General features: G+C 61.2%; 17 protein-coding genes. 13 read left to right on the top strand and 4 right to left on the bottom strand.

What is annotated here, in order from left to right:
- Nucleotides 1-41: 41 nt before the first annotated feature.
- The 3 genes from FZF13_RS14795 to FZF13_RS14810 all read left to right on the top strand — a co-directional run bounded on the left by FZF13_RS14795 (nt 42) and on the right by FZF13_RS14810 (nt 2,505).
- A complete protein-coding gene (locus FZF13_RS14795; protein ID WP_024926991.1) occupies nt 42-800 on the top strand; it encodes an SDR family NAD(P)-dependent oxidoreductase in 759 nt (252 codons plus the stop codon).
- A 126-nt stretch (nt 801-926) separates the two neighbouring features.
- Entirely contained in the window at nt 927-1,550 is a 624-nt protein-coding gene (locus tag FZF13_RS14800) for a cupin domain-containing protein (RefSeq protein WP_024926990.1), read from the top strand.
- Between the two features lie 703 nt (nt 1,551-2,253).
- Nucleotides 2,254-2,505 (top strand): conjugal transfer protein TraD, encoded by a 252-nt coding sequence (locus FZF13_RS14810; RefSeq protein WP_139116408.1) that lies wholly within the window; start codon nt 2,254-2,256, stop codon nt 2,503-2,505.
- 180 nt (nt 2,506-2,685) lie between these two features.
- Here the strand turns inward: FZF13_RS14810 and FZF13_RS14815 are convergent, their stop codons facing one another.
- The gene (locus FZF13_RS14815; RefSeq protein WP_024926989.1) at nt 2,686-4,017 is read right to left on the bottom strand and encodes a GAF domain-containing protein; all 1,332 of its coding nucleotides are present in this window, start codon (nt 4,015-4,017) and stop codon (nt 2,686-2,688) included.
- Nucleotides 4,014-4,487, bottom strand: coding sequence for a pyridoxamine 5'-phosphate oxidase (locus FZF13_RS14820; RefSeq protein ID WP_024926988.1), 474 nt, complete (start codon nt 4,485-4,487; stop codon nt 4,014-4,016). The genes FZF13_RS14815 and FZF13_RS14820 overlap by 4 nt, the downstream gene beginning before the upstream one ends.
- A 374-nt stretch (nt 4,488-4,861) precedes the next feature.
- Between FZF13_RS14820 and FZF13_RS14825 the strand changes: the two genes are divergently transcribed.
- The 8 genes from FZF13_RS14825 to FZF13_RS14860 all read left to right on the top strand — a co-directional run bounded on the left by FZF13_RS14825 (nt 4,862) and on the right by FZF13_RS14860 (nt 13,651).
- Nucleotides 4,862-7,201, top strand: a complete 2,340-nt coding sequence (locus FZF13_RS14825) for a YadA family autotransporter adhesin (RefSeq protein ID WP_051512163.1) — start codon at nt 4,862-4,864, stop codon at nt 7,199-7,201.
- 83 nt (nt 7,202-7,284) lie between these two features.
- Nucleotides 7,285-7,875 carry a hypothetical protein gene (locus FZF13_RS14830; protein WP_024926986.1) on the top strand — a complete coding sequence of 197 codons (591 nt, stop codon included), beginning with the start codon at nt 7,285-7,287 and terminating at the stop codon, nt 7,873-7,875.
- A 344-nt stretch (nt 7,876-8,219) separates the two neighbouring features.
- Entirely contained in the window at nt 8,220-9,806 is a 1,587-nt protein-coding gene (locus tag FZF13_RS14835) for an FAD-dependent oxidoreductase (protein WP_024926985.1), read from the top strand.
- Nucleotides 9,803-10,141, top strand: a complete 339-nt coding sequence (locus FZF13_RS14840; RefSeq protein ID WP_024926984.1) for a 4Fe-4S dicluster domain-containing protein — start codon at nt 9,803-9,805, stop codon at nt 10,139-10,141. Before FZF13_RS14835 ends, FZF13_RS14840 begins: the two co-directional genes overlap by 4 nt.
- 35 nt (nt 10,142-10,176) lie before the next feature.
- Complete coding sequence (locus FZF13_RS14845) at nt 10,177-11,232, top strand: ABC transporter substrate-binding protein (protein ID WP_024926983.1); 1,056 nt, start codon at nt 10,177-10,179, stop codon at nt 11,230-11,232.
- Between the two features lie 14 nt (nt 11,233-11,246).
- Nucleotides 11,247-12,101, top strand: a complete 855-nt coding sequence (locus tag FZF13_RS14850) for an ABC transporter permease (protein ID WP_024926982.1) — start codon at nt 11,247-11,249, stop codon at nt 12,099-12,101.
- Nucleotides 12,094-12,870, top strand: coding sequence for an ABC transporter permease (locus FZF13_RS14855; RefSeq protein ID WP_024926981.1), 777 nt, complete (start codon nt 12,094-12,096; stop codon nt 12,868-12,870). Before FZF13_RS14850 ends, FZF13_RS14855 begins: the two co-directional genes overlap by 8 nt.
- Complete coding sequence (locus FZF13_RS14860; protein WP_051504893.1) at nt 12,821-13,651, top strand: ABC transporter ATP-binding protein; 831 nt, start codon at nt 12,821-12,823, stop codon at nt 13,649-13,651. The genes FZF13_RS14855 and FZF13_RS14860 overlap by 50 nt, the downstream gene beginning before the upstream one ends.
- A gap of 411 nt (nt 13,652-14,062) precedes the next feature.
- Here the strand turns inward: FZF13_RS14860 and FZF13_RS14865 are convergent, their stop codons facing one another.
- Complete coding sequence (locus FZF13_RS14865) at nt 14,063-14,953, bottom strand: LysR family transcriptional regulator (protein WP_024926979.1); 891 nt, start codon at nt 14,951-14,953, stop codon at nt 14,063-14,065.
- A 266-nt stretch (nt 14,954-15,219) separates the two neighbouring features.
- Here FZF13_RS14865 and FZF13_RS14870 point away from each other — a divergent pair, with 266 nt between their 5' ends.
- Together FZF13_RS14870 and FZF13_RS14875 are read left to right on the top strand one after the other, a co-directional pair.
- Nucleotides 15,220-16,104 carry a class I SAM-dependent methyltransferase gene (locus FZF13_RS14870; protein ID WP_024926978.1) on the top strand — a complete coding sequence of 295 codons (885 nt, stop codon included), beginning with the start codon at nt 15,220-15,222 and terminating at the stop codon, nt 16,102-16,104.
- 109 nt (nt 16,105-16,213) lie between these two features.
- Nucleotides 16,214-17,077 (top strand): class I SAM-dependent methyltransferase, encoded by an 864-nt coding sequence (locus tag FZF13_RS14875; RefSeq protein ID WP_024926977.1) that lies wholly within the window; start codon nt 16,214-16,216, stop codon nt 17,075-17,077.
- A 389-nt stretch (nt 17,078-17,466) separates the two neighbouring features.
- Here FZF13_RS14875 and FZF13_RS14880 read toward each other — a convergent pair whose 3' ends face one another.
- On the bottom strand, nt 17,467-18,438 hold the full coding sequence (locus tag FZF13_RS14880; protein WP_139116405.1) for a helix-turn-helix domain-containing protein: 972 nt from the start codon (nt 18,436-18,438) through the stop codon (nt 17,467-17,469).
- Nucleotides 18,439-18,507: the final 69 nt, after the last annotated feature.

Genomic DNA, 18,507 nt, shown 5'->3' on the forward strand with positions numbered 1-18,507 from the left:
GGCGCCCGCCGACAGACCTAACAACTGAGGAGGACAAGTATATGAGACTGACCGGGAAACGCGCGCTTCTGATCGGGGCGGCAACGGGCATCGGGCGCGCCTGCGTAGAGGATTTTGCCAGGAACGGTGCTGCGCTGGTTGTCGCTGACATCAACGAAGCGGCAATGGCGGAAGCTGTTGAACTCGCCCGCGGGCTGGGTGCCCGCGCTCACGGCATTCGCTGCGACGTCCGCGACGAGATTTCGGTTCGCGACGCCGTGGCGTTTGCCGATAGGAAACTTGGTGGGCTCGATACATTGGCCTTCTTCGCGGGCCTGATGCGGACCGGCGCAATCGACGCGTTCGAAGCCGAGATATGGGACGCGATCTTCGACATCAATGCGCGGGGCACCTTCTTCGCCGCCAAATATGGCGCTCCGGCCCTGCAGCGTGCCGGCGGTGGCAGCTTCATCACCACTGCCTCTTTGGCAGGCCTACGCGGCGCGCCGGGCATGACTGCCTATGCCGCCGCCAAGGGCGCGGTCATTGCCTTCACCACTGCGTTGGCGCAGGAACTCGCGCCCTCCAACATCCGTGTCAACTCGGTGTTGCCGGGTTGGATCGACACGCCGTTCAACAATCCGGCGATCGACTATATGGGCGGGTCGGGCTCGCATGGCGAGATCGTCAAGCGTATCGTTCCGCTAGGCCGGCAGGGCACGCCGGCGGAGGTTGCGCCGATGTACACTTTCCTCGCCTCGGAGGAAGCGCGGTACATTACCGCCAAGTCGATGATGGTCGACGGCGGCATGGCGCACTGAACCGCGATGCGATGTGCGGGTCTTCTCTGTCGTCTCGGGAAAAGTCGAGCAAGACGCTGAAAAACCTGTAACAACGGCAAAAATGGAAATGACGTATGCGCTCGGGCGGCGTAGAGAGCGGAGAGGATGAGCGAAGCGAACCTTTTGACGGACGATGGCGAAGCCGAGTCGGACGAGCTGCTTGAATCGCGCCGTCGGCTCGGTATCAAGCTGAAGCTGGCGCGTCAGACCAAAGGTCTGACGCTGAAGGAACTGGCAAAGCGCAGCCAATGTTCTGAAAGCCTGCTTTCCAAGGCAGAGAACGGCCGTGCGCTGCCGTCTTTACCGCTCATCCATCGGCTGGTTCGCGTGCTGGAAACCAATATCAGCTGGCTTTTCGAAGAAGGCGAGCCCGACGACTCACCGGTGTTTCGAGCGGGCACACGCCCAATTGTGACCCTAGACGATCGCCCAGGCGATTGGGCGGGCATCTCCTTCGAGCGGATAATACCCTACAAAGGCGGACATCTCCTGCAGAGCAATATCCACCACATCGCCATAGGGGCGAAAAGTGGTGCCGCCATCTCGCATGAGGGCGAGGAAACCGGCTATATCTTGCGCGGCCAAATCGACTTGATCCTCGATGGCGTCGTCTACAGCCTGAAGGAAGGCGACTCCTTCTGTTTCCGCTCGCACATTCCACATTCCTACCGGAACACGGGCGTCGAGCCTGCAAGTATTCTATGGACTTGCACGCCGCCGACTTTCTGACGCGTGGCCGAGGTTGTGGTGCTGCCGCTACTCTAAGGGGAATGCGGACTGCCTGAACTCCTTAGGGCAAGCTCTACGCCGACTTTTCGAAGGTCGAGGATTATGAGGCCGCCCCGGGCAAGCTGTTGCGACGCCTTAGGAGATGCCTCCGGCCCAACGGCATCTAGTTGCGGGCTTGGTACGCATCGATGACGCTACTTTTCAGGACGGAGCCGAGCACGTTACCGAGGGCTGCGATGTGTAGAAATCGTCCGCCTGATCCCGATAGTTGGCGGCAGGCCTCGACTTCGCCCTGACGCCGCTACCACGTTCCGCGTCCCCTATGGCGGTCATTTCGGATCTGGCGTCTCCGACCAGTCCGTCAAGGCAAACTTCAACGCCACGTTCCGAGGGAGGATTGCCGCGCGGTTTCCGAAAGCCGGTCCGTCGCGGACCCACGACGGACCGGAGTTCGACGCTTATGCCACTCGACGTGGCGAAGTTCCTCATTGGCGACCCAGAAAGCTCCTCTTTGCGCCTCCTCGATTGCGGCTCTCGGCATCGTGTTGGCGTTACCCTTTAGCTGGCTTGGGAGGGGCGATTTCGCTCCGAGCCTCACCGCATCGACTACCAACAGCCATCACGATCCCGCGCCACTGCACCTCGAGGCCGCTCAGGCGCAACCAGATGACGCGCAATCGCTCTCAAGCGGCGCGGGCAGGGCATGCGCACCCGGCAAGTCGAGCGCCGAAGGCGCACGCGTCATCTAGTTGAACTGGGCGGTCTTATCGTCAAATCCGACATCGTGGACGTTGCCCGTGATGACCGTGCCACCATCCTCGGCGCGTTCCCCTGGATGGCCGGCAAACTCAGAAGCGACGACGACGAGCGCCAAAACACTCTGGGCCGGAAGGGGGAAAGAGGTTTTCGCGACGGAAAAGTCGGTGCGCACCGCGAAAGAGAACGTGGAGATTAAAGTCGAATGGGGTTGAGCTGATTTGATTTGGGATTGAACTAAGCTGCTGTCGAGACAAATTATGCGCAGTTTGAGAGGGTCCTCCTGTCTAAGAGGCCGTTTCGAAAGGGGTTGAGAAAGGCCGGTTCTGGCGCAGCGACGACAAGGGGACTGATCATGATGATCGTCGGCATTTCATTCTCAGATGGCTTCGAGCACGACGGTTCCTGCGGCTTCTAGCCGAACACGGCCTCTTCCGATTCGAACGATCTGTATGGGAGCCCGCTTTTCTTCGAGCCGGCGGCGCAGAAGCAAGAGCCGGGTTTCAAGATTGTCCTTAATCTCCGGCATCTGTGCTCCAACAGCAAAGCGCATCTCTCGGTTGGTGAACTCGTTGCGACCATCGCTCCTGCGCCAATCAAGCATCAGGCGCAGCAAAGCACCTGCCACACCTTTCACGATGTAGGCTCCGTCTATGAACACACTGTCGTCGACGCGATGGCAGGTCACGCGGATTCTCTGCCCGCCAGGGGCTGCGGGTTCGGGCCGAGGTGAAACTTGCATAGGTTCAGCGGTTGCTTCGCGCTCACTTGCCCGTAGGGCGCTTGCGGCTCGTCCTGCAAGGATTTCGAGAGCCGCTTCATCATCCTCGCGAAAAGCCAGCCGAATCTCGCTTTCGATGAAAAGCACCCCGGTCACCGTACCGCGGTCGGTCATGGGAACGGCGATCTGGCTCATCGCCGTAGACAAATGTGGGAAGGCAACCGCGCGAGTGGTGCTTTCCGAAGTCTCCGCCTCCTGACCTACGGCTTCGCTTAGCCGGCGCACGCGGCTCATGTCACTGACCTTGATCGTCTGGCCGCTCGTTGCTGCCGCCGGGATCAATCCCTCGCCGCCGGCGACTTCCGATCCCACTCCCGAGCGCTCGTAACCTATGCTGCCCATGGTAACCAGAGAGCCCCGGTGACCGTTGCGGATCAGGACGAGCGCATGGTCGTACCCAAAGACCTGCTGGACGCTGCAGAGCAGGCTGTCGATGATTTCTTCCGCCTCAGCCTGCCGTTCAATCGCTTTTACCGCTTCTGAAAGGGCTGGGAGGCTAACGGGATTGCGCCTGCTTGGCGTGGTTTCCACCGGGGAAGGCACCGCCTCGATCTGGTGCACGCGGAAAATATCGGCGCTCCGAAGCCGCATGACATCCGACATGCCTACCTGGGCGCTGCTCGCCTTGAGTTGCCGTGTAATCTTGTCGAACAGGGGACCGACATCGACGGAGCGCACGAAGCTGACATCGAGCAGGAATTGGTCTCCGGTAATGCCATCGACAAGGACCAGCGCAACCTTCGGATTGGCGCGCACATTCGCTGCTGTCTTGGCGAAGAACTGGTTGGAGAGAGCAACATGTTCGTCATCGACCCGCACCACATGCGAGAGATAAGAAGCATTCGGCATCCCATCGGCCGAAGCGCTGGCGATGACTGAGGGGATGACCCCTTCAAAGCAAGCTGAAAGATCGGCCAGCCGAAGGCTCATTGTGACCTCATGCCGGCCAACATGCCTGCCTGCGGTCCGGGTGTCTGGATATAGATTTCGCGGACATTCAGCCGGGCGACCCGCGCTTCCCGGTCCGTGAACCATGGCGCGATATTGCTCCGGGGAATACCAAGGGACGCAAGCACATTCGTCGTCGCCGCCATGAAACGTCCGGCACAGTCGAGATCGTGCGCTGCAATCTCCCGCATGGCGGCGGAGCCCTTGAGCTGGAAGCTGACATAGTCCGGAGGGCTGACAAAGGTGACGGCGAGCCGTCCGGTCTGCCGGATGGAGGACTCCAGCCGTGGCCATTGCCAAGCAGAAAAGACAACCTCAATTGTCTCCCGGTCTTCGAGCACATGCAAGCCGACGCCGCGACCCGCTATCGGGCGACCAGTCTCGTCGGTGGCAGCGATGAGGCACATCAGCGGGCGATGCAAATACTCGATCAGTCTGTCATCCAGCCACATGAGTACCCCCAAGAATAGCGCGCCAAGGTATTTTTAGTGTTCTTTTAGGGTATTCGACACGGGCTTGCATATCCTTTTAGGAATGCCCGTTTGGCAGACCCGCTAGAAAAGTCAGTGCTCGCCTGACGACAATCGACAGATCGCCTGATCCGGCAGCGGGCCTCCCTTGGCGTTCAGCCAATGAGGCTCTGTGACCTCGCTGACGGAACTGAGGGATGACACACGTCTTCAAGCGAAAATGGAATGATGCGGACGTCCAGCCAACTGGACGCCTATCTCACCAGAATTGGAGCAAGCTGGCGCCTCCGGGCCTTCTGGCTTGGAGCCGGCGCACAAGACTCGGCGGTCGGCCTTATGTCCCTTCCGTCACGGCGGTGTCGCTGCTTACTCTCCTGACACTGGCGCCCGCGCCCGCCGCGGCACAATTCATCTGCGACAGCACGACTCCCGGCGGCGCCGACGGCGCGAGCACCACTAGCCCGGGCAGCATGGCTTGCGGCACCGGCGCGCAAGCGAACGGTGGATTTTCGACAAGTGTTGGTCCAAACGCCGGTTTAAGTGGGTCCGGCAGCCGCAATTCAGCCTTTGGTGTCTTTTCCGGCCAGCTCGTCACCGGCAACAATAATACTGCTATCGGTGCGGACGCCGGTCAGAACATCAACGGCAATTCGAATTCAGCCTTTGGCGACAGCGCCAGCCAGTTCGTCGTCGGCAACTACAACACCGGCAGCGGTTCGGCCGCTGGCCAGAATGTCACCGGCTCGTACAATTCGGCCTTTGGTAACGCTGCGGGCCAGCGCGTCACCGGCTCGTACAATACCGCCAACGGCTTCAATGCTGGCCAGAATGTCAGCGGCTCCTCGAACGCGGCCTACGGCGACAGCGCGGGCCAGAATGTCACCGGCTATTTCAACACGGCAAGCGGCTTCAATGCTGGCCAGAATGTCAGCGGCTCCTCGAACGCGGCCTACGGCGACAGCGCGGGTCAGAATGTCATCGGCAGCAACAATACGGCTAATGGCAAGGAAGCAGGCCAGCACGTCACCGGCGACAGCAATACGGCCAGCGGCGCCGCCGCAGGCCAGAACGTTAGCGGCGCCTCAAACGTGGCCTATGGCGACAGCGCGGGCCGAACCGTCACCGGCAGTTACAATACGGCCAGCGGCGCGTTCGCGGGCCAGCGCGTCACCGGCGGTTTCAATACGGCCAACGGCTACAACGCGGGCGAGGATGTCAGAGGATCCTCGAACGTCGCCTATGGCGACAGCGCGGGCCAGAGCGTCACCGGCAGTTACAATACGGCCAGCGGCGCGTTCGCGGGCCTCGGCGTCACCGGCGATCGCAACACGGCCAGCGGTATCGCCGCCGGTCAGACTGTTAGCGGAACCTCCAATGCGGCCTATGGCGACGGCGCGGGCCGGAATGTCACCGGCGATCGCAACACGGCCAGCGGCGTTGCCGCTGGCCTGACAGTCAACGGCTCCTCGAACGCCGCCTATGGCGACAGCGCGGGTCAGAACGTCACTGGCGACCGCAATATCGCCAGCGGTATCGCCGCCGGCCAAGACGTCGACGGTTCGTCGAATTCCGCCTATGGCGACAGCGCCGGTCAGCACGTCACCGGCAACCGCAACATCGCCAGCGGCATCTCCGCAGGCCAGAACGTCAACGGTTCGTCGAATTCAGCCTCTGGCTACAGCGCTGGTCAGCGCGTCACTGGCAACGACAATCTCGCCAGCGGCACGTTCGCCGGTCAGGACGTTAACGGCGCATCGAATTCAGCCTATGGCGACAATGCCGGGCAGCGCGTCACCGGCAACTACAATGCCGCCACCGGAATCCTGGCAGGCACGCAGGTCACCGGCGACAAGAACATCGCCAGCGGCTCGATCGCCGGCCAGAATGTCACCGGTTCGCGCAATTCAGCCTTTGGCAACAATGCCGGCCAGAGTGTTTCCGGCTCGTCGAATACCGCCCTCGGCGACAATGCCGGCCGGAATGTCACCGGCTCGCGCAACATCGCGATCGGCGACAACGCGGGATCGAGCATGGCAGCCGATGACGCCATTTCGATCGGTTCCGGCGCGCGCGCCAGCAATTTTAGTGCTGTGGCGATCGGCTCACTCTCGGAAGCGAGCGGCGCGAACTCAACCGCGATCGGGCCTTCGGCCCATTCGACGCATGGCAATGCGACCGCGATCGGCAACGGTGCGAAGACGACACGCGCCAATCAAATCATGGTTGGCACAGGCGCCAACACCTACACGCTTGCAGGTGTTTCATCGGGCGAGAGCAACGTGGCGCAATCGGGGCCGTTGCGCTTCGTGACAGCGGACAGCGCCGGCAATCTCGGAACGTCGACATTCGATCCCGCCTCGGTCGCGGCACTCGACGGACGGGTGGGATCACTGGAAGGCCGTGTCGGTTCGCTGGAGGGCCGCGTCGGCAGCCTCGACGCGGGCTTGCGCGAATTGCGTCGGGAGGGACGCCGTGGCGTCGCCGCCGCAATGGCGATGACGACAGCGCCGATGCCCTCTCTTCCCGGCAAGACAACATGGGCCATGAACTACGCCAACTTCAGGGGAGAAAGCGCGATCGGCGGCTCCTTCGCGTATCGTCTCGACACCACCGTGCCAATAGCGTTGACGGCCGGTTATTCCTGGGGCGGCGGCAACAACCACGGCATACGGGTCGGTGCACAGGGCGAATTCTGATTCAATCCTCATGAGATGGCCATGCTCGATAGTCTGACAATCGAGGGGCCGACATCGCAACGCCTGCGGGATCTTCATTGTCCATGCTGACACCTCGTTTTTTCCAGGCCGTCTCGCTTGCTCTTGTTCTGTGTCTGACGTCACAACCCGGATCCGCGCAAAGTAAACCGGACGACAAAAAAGGCCCGCAGCCGGCGCAGATCGATCGCAACGGCGTTCTCACTTTGGTGCGATCGACAATTCTCGCCCTGCAACACGCCAATCAAACCGGCAACTATACGGTACTGCGCGATCTCGGCTCACCCGGTTTCCAGCAAGCCAACACGGCCGCTCGCCTGTCCGAGGTATTTGCCGACCTGCGTGGCCGGAATTTCGATCTTTCGGGCGTTGCTGTGTTGGAGCCGCAACTTTCGCTGCTACCGCAGATCGAAACCAACGGCCTGATGCATATGGCCGGTTCTTTCCCCTCGGTTCCGCTGCAAGTGAATTTCGAACTCTTGTTCGCGCCGGACGCCGGCCGCTGGAAGCTCTTTGGAATTTCTCTCAATCTGGGCCAATCCGGACCGACACCGCCGGAACCCTCACCTGCCGTGCAACCTATGCCGCCTAAAGCGCCAGCGAAATCACAACGGCTGCCGTCTACGAAAAAACCGCCGCAGCCAACACAACCGTAGCTTCCGCTCCAACTCTCCCGGCGTCGTCGCTGTGACCGTGCAGCGCTGATCTCTATGAATATCGTGCCCGAGGACGTTTTCCATCCCTACTGGTTCACCCTCGAAAGCATAGCGCATCCTCAAACAGCGTGAAGGCTGTCGAGGCGTGCCGCCGGTGGTGATAGTAGAGACGGGGAGGGATAGACATAGCGCGCGTCATCGGCAGCGCAGCACGCCATTCACCCTTTTTGCCCGTGAATGCGAGGCATCAATACCGCTTTCGTGCTCAGATTGAGCATGAGTTTCCTCGATAATATATAGCAAATTTATAGATTTACTCGCATCGGTAATTTGCGGGTGAAATCATGGCGCAAGCCGTCCTTATTGAAACGGCGCCAGCGGACGTTATTGTCGTCGGCGGGGGTCCTGCTGGCTGCTGGGCAGCGTGGAATGCGCGCGCCAGCGGTGCGTCGGTCATCCTCATCGACAAGGGCTACGTTGGCACCAGTGGCGCGATGGCCGCCGGCAACAATACCACCATAGACACGGTCCGCGGCACTGCGGAACGCGAGTTTACGGTCAACCAGCGCATCAATCGCGGTCTCGGCCTGGTTCGCCGCCCCTTGGTCGAGAGTGTCCTGGATAAGGCGCGCACGAATCTCGATCTGCTTGCGCAGTGGGGCTACGCCTTCCCAATCGACGAAGACGGTCGGCCCTATCGCGGCATGCTGCGCGGACCTGATTGCCTGCGCTTCATGCGCCAGCGCCTGATCAAGGCCGGCGTGCGTGTCATCGATCATTGCCCGGCCGAAGAACTTCTTCTGACCCGCGACGGCGCGGTCGCCGGCGTGCGTGCACGGTACCGCAATGGCCGGGGATTGCTGGAAGTCCGCTCTGCCGCGGTTGTTCTGGCGACGGGAGGCTGTGCGTTCCTCAGCGGCGCGATCGGAACCAACAATCTGACTGGCGACGGCTACCTGATGGGAGCCGAGGCCGGCACGACATTGGCCAGCATGGAGTTCTCAGGTCAGTACGGCATCGCGCCGAGTTTCTCCGGCGTCACGAAGGGCATCGTCTATTTCTGGGCGACGTTCTCGGATGCCGACGGTAACGAAATCGTGCTGCCCGGGGATCGCCAGAGCGTAGCGAAGCACCTCTTGAACGGTCCGGTCTTTGCGATCCTGGACAAGGTTTCGCCGCGGTTGCAGGAAGGTTTCCGCAAGGGTCAACCCAACATCTTCGTTCCCTTCGATCGCGCCGGCATCAATCCATTCAGCGAACGTTTCCCCATCACATTACGCCACGAGGGAACGGTGCGCGGTACAGGCGGCATCGTCATCGACGAGCGCGCAGCAACGAATGTGCCCGGTCTCTTCGCGGCGGGCGATGCCGCTGCCCGGGAAGGCATGTCGGGCGCGACAAGCGGGGGCGGCGGCCCGAACGCGTCCTGGGCACTGGCAACCGGTTCCTGGGCCGGCGAGGATGCGGCCGCCTTTGCGCGGCATGTCGGCCCGCATCAGGCGTCGAGACCCATCCAATCCATCCGCGCCCGGCCGACTGTCGACGGCCGGAGCCGCAAGGCGCACATCAAGGCGGTGATCGAACAGATCAAGGGCGAGACACTGCCTCTCGACCGGGGCTTTTTCCGATCGGAAGAGAGCCTGAGCCGGAACGCGACCAAATTGGAGACTCTGTGGAGAGACGATGCCTGGCGTCGACCCGGCGATGCCTATGATGCGGCCCGCATCCGCGAAGCCGAGGCGCTGATCGCCACGGCACGATGGGTGACGGCAAGTGCGTTGCTGCGCCGTGAAAGCCGCGGTGTTCATCGTCGCACGGATGCCCCTACGAGTGATCCGGCACTGACGACGCGCATCGTGAGCGGCGGCCTCGATACGCCCTGGGCCGCCTACGACCTTGCGCGGGACGAGACGGTGAGGGCGGCTTCATGATCGAGCTCGTCAGCGCGGAGCGCTGCATCAAATGCGATATCTGTGTCGCGGCTTGTCCCGACAATGTGTTCGACGCCGTCAAGAATGGCATTCCCGTCATCGCCCGCCAGGATGATTGCCAGACCTGTTTCCTCTGCGAACTCTTCTGTCCCGTGGACGCGCTTTACGTATCGCCGCTAATCGATGCGATCGAGAACCGCAGCGAAGCCGACCTCGCGGCAAACAACGTGCTCGGTAGTTATCGGCGCGAGATGGGCTGGCGGAACGCCAAGCCCTACGGCACGGCCGCCGACCTCAGCTACCGGATGTTCGAAAGCGGCGCGATCGTTCCCTGATCGGCCGAAGCCACTCGCAAATTCTGGAGATACCAATGCAACGATATCTGACAATGCTCATGGTTGCCGCGGCAGCGCTGTTCAGTGTTGTCCCGGTGCAGGCCGAGGACGCTCCGGAGGTCATCCGCATCGGCGATGTCGGCTTCGGCTTCGGCAAACCGTTCGGCGTCGGCCTGCTGGCGATCGCGGATGCCAAGGGGTTCATTGCCGATCAGTTCAAGGACACCAAAACCAAGGTTGAGTTCACCTATTTCACCGGCACCGGACCGGCGATCAACGAAGCTCTTTCCAACGGCCAACTCGACTTCGCCTCTTACGGCGCCGTGCCCAACATCATCGGCAAGTCCAACGGGCTCGATACGGTGCTTGTTGCGTCTTACGGCGGAACAGTCATTTTTGGCGCCGCGCGTCCTGACGTCGACATCAAGACGGTCACAGACCTCAAGGGCAAGCGCATCGCAGTCCAGAAGGCGACGATCATTCACTGGGCACTCATCCAGGCACTCAAGAATGCCGGACTGTCGGAGAAGGACGTGACGATCGTCGATTTGAAGAATGCCGATCAACTCGCCGCGATCGCTGCCAAGAGCGTCGATGCCGTATTCGGCGCCGACTTCCTGCTGCCGCTCGAAGACAAGGGCATCGCCAGGATATTCTACAAATCATCAAGCGCCGGGCCGTCGGGCGACGGCTTTGGTGCCTTCCTCGTCACCGACAAGTTCCGCCAAGCGCATCCCGAGGCTGCGCAGAAGGTCGTCACCGGCTTTGTCGCGGCAGCTCACTGGCTGGCCGACGACAAGAACCGCGACGAGGCATTCCAGATCTGGTCGCGGGCCGGAACGCCAGTTGCGACGATCACCAAATCGAACGAAGGCACCCTGCTCAAGGGCAAGTACAATCCACGCCTCGATGCGTTCTTCAAGGCCCGTTACGCCAGCGCCATTGCCTTCAACAAGGAGCAGAAGCTTACGCGCCGCGACGTCGATCTCACCGCATGGGCCGATTCTTCTTACCTCGACAAGGCCATCTCGGACTTGAAGCTGGATGGTTTCTGGGCCGAGCGTGACGCCACCGGCGTCACGACCAACTAGTCGAGTACAGGGCGATGGCTTCGGTCGATCTGAAAACAGGCGTTGCGCGCGATTTCGGAGGGCCAGCGTCCACAGCCGTCTGGCTGAGGCCGTTGCCCGATCGAACCGGTCGGCTCGCGGCAAGGCTACTCGTTGCGTCCGCGCTGCCGGTCGCCTTGGGACTTCTCTGGCAGGCCGCCGTTGATGGCGCCTGGGTCTCGGCGCAGGTCCTTCCGCCACCCGCCTGGGTACTGCAGACCTTTCTCGACCTTGTCGGCGGGGGTGAAATCGGCTCGGCCCTGGCCATCAGCTTCACCCGTATCGCCCATGGCTTGTCGATCGGGGCGTCGTTGGGATTTCTGTTCGGCCTGCTGATCGGCTTTTCCCGACGTGCCGACGCTTATCTCGGCGCGACTTTTCGCGCGATCGCCACCGTGCCGTCGCTCGGTTGGCTGCCTATCCTGATCCTGCTTCTCGGCATCGATGAATCCCTGAAGATCGTCATTCTCGCCAAGGCATGTTTCGTGCCGATGGCGATCAGCATCGCCGAAGGCGTGCGCAACATTCCGCCGCGTCTGGCAGAGGTGGCGGATGTGTTGGCATTGCCGCGCAAGACCCGCTTCCTGAAGCTTACGCTGCCGGCCATCGTGCCGTTCTTCTTCACCGGCCTGCGTCTGTCGACCGCCCAGGCTTTCGTTTCGCTCATCGTCGTCGAGATGCTCGCGGGAACGGACGGCATCGGTTACCTGATGGTGTGGGGCCGCACGCTGTTCCAGCTCGATATCGTCATTGTCGGCATGCTGGTCGTCGGCGCCACCGGTTTCCTGTTGGACGTCCTCCTGCGTCGGCTTGAAGCATATTTCGCGGATCCGGATCTGCGCCATGGCTGAGGCTTCGCTTCCCCGCATCCTGGCGGCAATCCCGAAAGGAGCCTGGCTCCCCTTGGGTCTGCTTGCTGCCTGGGCGATTGCCGCAGGCAGTGGCGTTGCCACGAGCCCGCTCTTCGTTTCCCCGCTCGAGGTGCTTCGCGTCCCGTTCGCCGATCCCGACGGGCGTGAGGTCTGGGCCTCGCTCGGCGCAAGCATCCTTCGCATCGCTGGCGGCGGTGTGACGGGCGCGCTGCTTGGGCTGATCCTCGGCACGCTATGCGGCCTCTCGCGCGTCGCCTCGCTCGGTATCGCGCCAACCATCAACACGGCCCGCCAGATTGCCGTCTTCGCCTGGATTCCGCTGTTCACAGCCTGGTTCGGAAATGGCGAAACGACGAAGCTGGTGTTTACCGCCCTGTCGACCTTCTTCCCCATATTCCTGGCGACGGAGCGAGGTATACGCTCCACGCCCAAAGCGCTTGAGGAAGTGGCACAGGCACTCGGCCTGCCGTTGGGCAAGCGGCTTTTGCGTTTGTATTTCCCAGCCGCATTGCCGACCATTCAGGTCGGCATCCGGATCGCCGTGCTTTCGGCCTGGATCGGCACGATTGGCGCTGAATACGCGATCGGCAATGGCCGCGGATTGGGCAGTTTCATCGCCAGCGCACGCGACCAGTTTCGCATGGATATCGTTCTGGTCGGTGTCTTCTTCCTCGCCGTGGGCGGCGTGGCGCTCAATCATGGCTGCGAACGGTTGTTTGCCGTCCTGTTTCCTTGGGCAAAGGAGTAGCTCTGTGAACACCCCTTCTGCCGCCTTGTCGATCGGCCGTGTCGGTAAGTCATTCAATCTCAACGGAACCCACAGGGAAATTCTGCGCGATGTCTCCTTCGCAGTCAGCAAGGGCGAAATCGTCGGCGTGCTTGGCGCGTCCGGCTGCGGCAAGTCCACGCTCCTGCGGTTGATCGTAGGCTTAGACAAAGAATACTCTGGCCGCATCGCCGTATCCGGCGAGGAAACCAAAGGTCCGAACCGCAATGTTGCGATGGTCTTCCAGGACCATCGACTATTTCCGTGGCTGACTGTTGCCGGCAATGTGGGGCTGGCACTCGAGGCGCTCGACCTTTCGGCCAGGGAGAAGGCCGGCCGCATTCGGCATTATGTCGATCTCGTCGGTTTGTCCGACTATATCGACGCCTATCCCAAGCAACTCTCCGGTGGCATGGCGCAGCGCGCCGCCATTGCGCGGGCGCTCGTTTCCGAGCCGAACATCCTGCTTATGGACGAGCCGTTCGGTGCCCTGGACTCGTTATTGCGGTTGCGGTTGCAGGACGAGCTCCTGCGCATCTGGGATCGCAACAACATTTCCATCGTCATCGTAACCCATGATATCGAAGAGGCCCTTTACCTCGGCGATCGCGTGATCATCCTTGAAGCCAATCCCGGTCGAATCCATTCCGTCATCGATGTCGGCCTCGATCGGCCCCGATTGCGGGACGATCCGCACATGGCCAGCCTGAAGCGCCAGTGCCTGGAACTGGTCTTGGAACCATCGGCGCGGGTCAGTTCATGAGTTGTCGAGCCAGCCTGCCGGTGATCATGTTCTTCATTCGCTGACGAAATTGGGACAGTGTGTGTGCCGGCCTCGTCAGCTAGATCTATTTCCTTGACCTGCCTTTGCGAACCCTATTGTTCGCTTTCGGCCCCAGTCCAATCATCTAAAGCCTTGCCGTGGCTGTCCGATCGCTTTCGGTGCGGTTCAACAGTTCGCAAGGAGATTGGCAGCTAAGAGCCGTCGTTTCGGTTATTCGTACGGTCCAATTTTTTCCCAAAAACGGACATCTCCGGTGTCAATAGTCGCACGTTCGAATCTCTTATGGTGCGCCGCTCTGCGGCAAAGCACGAGGGGCCACCCTCGGGGCGCCAGTTGCTGGCAATCGTTCTTTGCCCGTGGTGGTCCATTGTGCATCCGTCACGCCAGCAACTAGCCGGTCAGAAACGATTTCATCGACTCGCGTTCTTCGATGATGAAGTCGAAAAATGCGGATATGCGCGGCGTTCGCCTGAGATCAGGATGCGCCAGCAGACGCCAGCTTCGTGACAACTCGGCAACCGGCCCCAGCACACGGACCAGATCCGGCTCTGCATCTCCCAGTGCGGCCGGCAGTGGCCCGACGCCAAGACCGGACTTCACCGCATAGATGAGGCCAAGGACACTGTTGGTGCGCGCCGCCATCTTGGCCTGCGGCGCAACATCCCTGAGCCACTTCGCCGCCCGATGGTTGCTCAGCGTGTCGTCGAATCCCACCAGATGATGACGAGACAAATCCTCGATTCGTTCCGGCCTGCCGTGGTGCTCGATATAGGCGTGGCTAGCATAGACCGCCCAGATCGATTCGGCGATCTTGCGGCCCACCAGTTCGTCGTCTGTGTCACCTGACCGGAAGGCGACGTCCGCTTCGCCTTTCGACAGGTCCAAATAACGATCGCTAGTCACGAACTCGACCCGCAGCTTCGGATGGCGCGCGTGGAAACGGTCGATTAGCTTCGATTGCGTCATTCGGTAAACGATCGGCTCCGGACATGTGACCCGAATGACGCCAGTCAGGTCCAGGGCAGTGTCGGTCACCCGACGCTCGAAGTCGGTGACGGCAACCTCGACGCGTTCGGCGTAGGGCAGCAAGGCTTCACCCAACTCGGTCAGCCGATAGCCGCTCGGCTGACGCACCACCAACTGCCGTCCGATCCGTCGCTCAAGCTCGCTGAGCCGCCGATGTACGGTCGATTGACTGAGGCCAAGCGCCTTTCCCGCCGCGATCGTGCTGTGGTGGCGCGCAACGGCCAGGAAGTATTTGAGGTCGGTCCAGTCGAACATGTTCCGATTATGCACTTCTGCCGCCCCATTTCGCAATGTTGCGGCTCCCCCCGGATCAGCCATTGGCGCATAGTTTCCTCGTTTCCTTCCGGTTGAACGGGTTGGGATACACGCCGATCAACGGTTCGGCTGATGCGTTCGCTGCGCGCTTGAAAGCAGAACTCGTCAAATGGAGAGATGTTGCTCGCGCTGCCAGCATCAAAATTGTGAACTGATCCGACGGGGCTGATGGGCCTCGAACTCGAACGCGCCAGTTGGGGCATGCCATGAGCCTCCAGTCATTGCTCACCATTTCGCAGCGTCTAAATGCCTCCATGGAGGCGCTTGCAGCCATCAGTGCCGAACTGCGACTGCGGCAATCGGATACACCGGCCGACCCTCGCGTGCGCGCACGATTGCGGGACATCATTGAGAACATCGAGCCAGGGCTCCTAGATGGCTTGTCGGGAGATCAACAGGCAACGGTCCTTGGGTCGATCGACGCATTCTTTCGCCAGGCCGTCGACCTGATCGACGATCCGGGCCGCACCCCGGGATGGTCTTTCAAGGACCCCGCCATCCTGCAATCCTACGGGCAGATGTCTCGTCGCGTGGTCCACGTGATCGACGAACTGGCACCTCAGTTACCGCAATTCAACGATACGTTGCGGCGACCGGGTGCCTTTCTCGATGTCGGAACCGGAGTCGGTTGGCTTGCGATCGAGGCAGCACGCACCTGGCCGGCATTGCGCGTTGTCGGCATCGACCCGTGGGAGCCGTCGCTCAGTCTGGCGCGGAAAAACCTGGCAGATACCGGCATGGCGAGCCGAATAGAGCTTCGCGCGGAACGGCTGGAGGATCTTTCCGAGCGCGATGTCTTCACGCTTGTCTGGCTTGCGGGGCCGTTCCTGCCGCCCGAAATCATTTCGACTGCACTGACAACGATCCGCAACGCGCTGAAACCCGGTGGTTGGCTGGTGTTTGGGCTCTTCGCCACTCCGGCGGATCCGCTTGGACAGGCTCTAACTGCATTGAAGGTCGTGCGGTCGGGCGGATATCCTTGGAGCAACGAGGATGTGGAGAGCAAAATGCACAGTGCTGGCTTTGAAGAAATCAAGTCGTTCACACCACCACATCTCGCACGATTTACCGTCGGCAGGCGCCCGCACTAGAGCTGCCGACGACTCCAAGCGCCGTTCCCGCGATCGCGCTTTGTGCCAGCGCGTCCGACACGCCCGCGATCCGCTGCACCATTGAACCGTGAAGAAAGGGACCTTCGTCATGGCCGCCAAACCTTCCGCCAGCGAACCCGCCGCGCAAACAGCGACGCGCCAACAGTTGAATCAGATGGAGCAGGCTTGGAACGACGGTGCGCCTCTAATTAAGCGCTGGCTGGGAGAGGCGACGTTGGCCATGTTGAGCATGGCCAACGTGAAACCCGGCGCTCACGTGCTTGATGTGGCCGCCGGTGCCGGCGGCCAGACCCTCGATATCGCTGAGCGCGTAGGGCCTCGCGGCTTCGTGCTCGCGAATGATTTGTCGCCGGACATTCTGCGGTTCGCGAAGCGGCAAGCCGCAGCCGCGGGCCATCAGAATGTCGAGATACTCGCCTCGGATGGGGAGAATCTTCAAATCGAGGACGCCCGATTCGACGCAGTGGTCTGCCGGATGAGTTTGATGCTGTTCCTTGATCCGTTGCAGGGTCTGCGGGAAATGAAGCGCGTCTTGAAGCCGGACGGTGGCGTCTGCACCATGGTCTTCTCGGCGCCTGACAACAACCCGTGTGTTGCAACTTTGATGTCAATCGCACTCCAGCATGCAGGCCTGGCTGCGCGCGATCCGTATCAACCGGGCGGGCTGTTCAGCTTGGGCAAGCTGGGATTGATCGACGATCTCTTCAGCCAAGCTGGTCTGCGCGCGATCGCAACAACAAGAATCGCTGCGCCGTTCAAGCTCCCCACCGCTCGGGACTACGTTGACTTCGTCAGAGCGTCTGCAGGGCTGGTGGCGCAAATCGTGCAGCGCCTGGAGCCGGCGAAAGCTCAGGCTGCGTGGGCCGATATGGAGCAGGCGTTAAGCCGATTTGAAACGACAGACGGATGGGTGGGACCAAACGAACTCCTGTTGACGGCAGCGCGGCGATGATTCGGCACGCTTGAAGCATTTTCAAACGAAGTGACGATAAGTTCGCGAAGTTCGATTCCAGTCACCGCGATTACTACTCCCGCCTCGGCCACGGCCGAAGAAAACTTGGCCAGGGCCAAGAGTTCGCCGCCGCCGACAGACGCTCGACGAGGCGGGAACGCTGAAGACTGTTTCTAAGCGCAACGGAACGGCAGCTTCCCCATGCTCAGCTCCCGAAAGCCGACAGTCCGCTGCCGCCCCCCTAGCGGACATGCGACAAGCGTAGAAACGGCGATGTTTGGTGGCGAGAAAAGTTCGAATCGCGTGCGGTCGGATGGCCAGCAGGCCAGGTTTCAGCAACTCTGAATGCCGCCAAGTCGACAGCGAACCTGTTCCGCGATGGGCATCGATTAGTCTTCTTCTCTGAGTTCGGACGGTGTCATGCAGTAAGCGGCCCGGAAGACCCGGTTGAAGGTTACGAGATTCTGAAATCCGCATGCGAAGGCAATATCGATAATGCGATGGCGCCGAAGGACTGGATCTCGCAGCATCATCCTGGCTTTTTCCAGCCTTTGTTCGCGGATATAGCGAGCGATGCTCGAGCCGCCGCGTTCGAAGTCCTTCCGCAACTGGCTCGTGGACACACGCAGGTGGACGGATATGTCATTATCGCTGAGGAGCGGATCGTCAAGGCGCTGGGAAATGTAGCGCTGCGCCAACATCAGACGTCCGCGGCTCAAGGTTCCGAAACGTGGGCTTTCGTCGCCGAGAGTGGGACCTATGACCGAGGCCGCGGCTGCGATCAGATCGGCGATATGATCAGATGCGAACTGCGTGATCGGCGGACCCGCAGGCTCCATCTCCCCGGCCAGGACATCGACATAAGCGCGCAAAAGCCGATTGACGGTTGATGGGCCATCCACAACCGTCATCAGGCGATCTTCGAAGAGAGCGCATCGCTGACGAACGCGCTCGCGTTCGGTCTGTGCGGCGATGAGACCGCATTGCCCGTCGCCCACCTGAATGATCGACGGTGCGCTCTGCTCGATGAGCACGGACGCTCCCGGGGCAAGTTCGACGCTCTTTCCCGATTGGTCGACGCCGAGCCGGGACAGCCCCGCATTCAGGAGCAGCACGACGTTGTTCGTGTTGTGAGACGCAATGTCATTGATCGTCCGCGAAATCGACTTAACGGTGCCATGGATGGTGCCAACGGCCACATCACAGGTTCGGGCAATCCTGAGCTCTCCCTGGAACGATCTGCCAACGGCCGGATCGGCGTGAAGATTGGCGTAGCCAGACGAGAGCGATGAAATCCACTGCTCTTTCCGCAGTGTTTCATCACCAATCAGCGCGTCTGAACTGTAAACGATCCTCTGCACATATCCCCCACAGGCTGCCGACACGCTCGCGGATCGTATTGCGACGACATCCGTTCGCGGCCCTCCCCA

The sequence above is a fragment of the Mesorhizobium terrae genome, assembly GCF_008727715.1.
GTDB classification, from domain to species: Bacteria; Pseudomonadota; Alphaproteobacteria; order Rhizobiales; family Rhizobiaceae; genus Mesorhizobium; species Mesorhizobium terrae.

Excerpts from the sequence above, each read along its gene's own strand:
- FZF13_RS14810 (WP_139116408.1), top strand. The coding sequence starts at position 2,254 with ATGCGCACCCGGCAAGTCGAGCGCCGAAGGCGCACGCGTCATCTAGTT.
- FZF13_RS14795 (WP_024926991.1), top strand. The coding sequence starts at position 42 with ATGAGACTGACCGGGAAACGCGCGCTTCTGATCGGGGCGGCAACGGGC.
- FZF13_RS14835 (WP_024926985.1), top strand. The coding sequence starts at position 8,220 with ATGGCGCAAGCCGTCCTTATTGAAACGGCGCCAGCGGACGTTATTGTC.
- FZF13_RS14855 (WP_024926981.1), top strand. The coding sequence starts at position 12,094 with ATGGCTGAGGCTTCGCTTCCCCGCATCCTGGCGGCAATCCCGAAAGGA.
- FZF13_RS14850 (WP_024926982.1), top strand. The coding sequence starts at position 11,247 with ATGGCTTCGGTCGATCTGAAAACAGGCGTTGCGCGCGATTTCGGAGGG.
- FZF13_RS14840 (WP_024926984.1), top strand. The coding sequence starts at position 9,803 with ATGATCGAGCTCGTCAGCGCGGAGCGCTGCATCAAATGCGATATCTGT.
- FZF13_RS14845 (WP_024926983.1), top strand. The coding sequence starts at position 10,177 with ATGCAACGATATCTGACAATGCTCATGGTTGCCGCGGCAGCGCTGTTC.
- FZF13_RS14860 (WP_051504893.1), top strand. The coding sequence starts at position 12,821 with ATGGCTGCGAACGGTTGTTTGCCGTCCTGTTTCCTTGGGCAAAGGAGT.
- FZF13_RS14865 (WP_024926979.1), bottom strand. The coding sequence starts at position 14,953 with ATGTTCGACTGGACCGACCTCAAATACTTCCTGGCCGTTGCGCGCCAC.
- FZF13_RS14820 (WP_024926988.1), bottom strand. The coding sequence starts at position 4,487 with ATGTGGCTGGATGACAGACTGATCGAGTATTTGCATCGCCCGCTGATG.
- FZF13_RS14875 (WP_024926977.1), top strand. The coding sequence starts at position 16,214 with ATGGCCGCCAAACCTTCCGCCAGCGAACCCGCCGCGCAAACAGCGACG.
- FZF13_RS14870 (WP_024926978.1), top strand. The coding sequence starts at position 15,220 with ATGAGCCTCCAGTCATTGCTCACCATTTCGCAGCGTCTAAATGCCTCC.
- FZF13_RS14830 (WP_024926986.1), top strand. The coding sequence starts at position 7,285 with ATGCTGACACCTCGTTTTTTCCAGGCCGTCTCGCTTGCTCTTGTTCTG.
- FZF13_RS14800 (WP_024926990.1), top strand. The coding sequence starts at position 927 with ATGAGCGAAGCGAACCTTTTGACGGACGATGGCGAAGCCGAGTCGGAC.
- FZF13_RS14815 (WP_024926989.1), bottom strand. The coding sequence starts at position 4,017 with ATGAGCCTTCGGCTGGCCGATCTTTCAGCTTGCTTTGAAGGGGTCATC.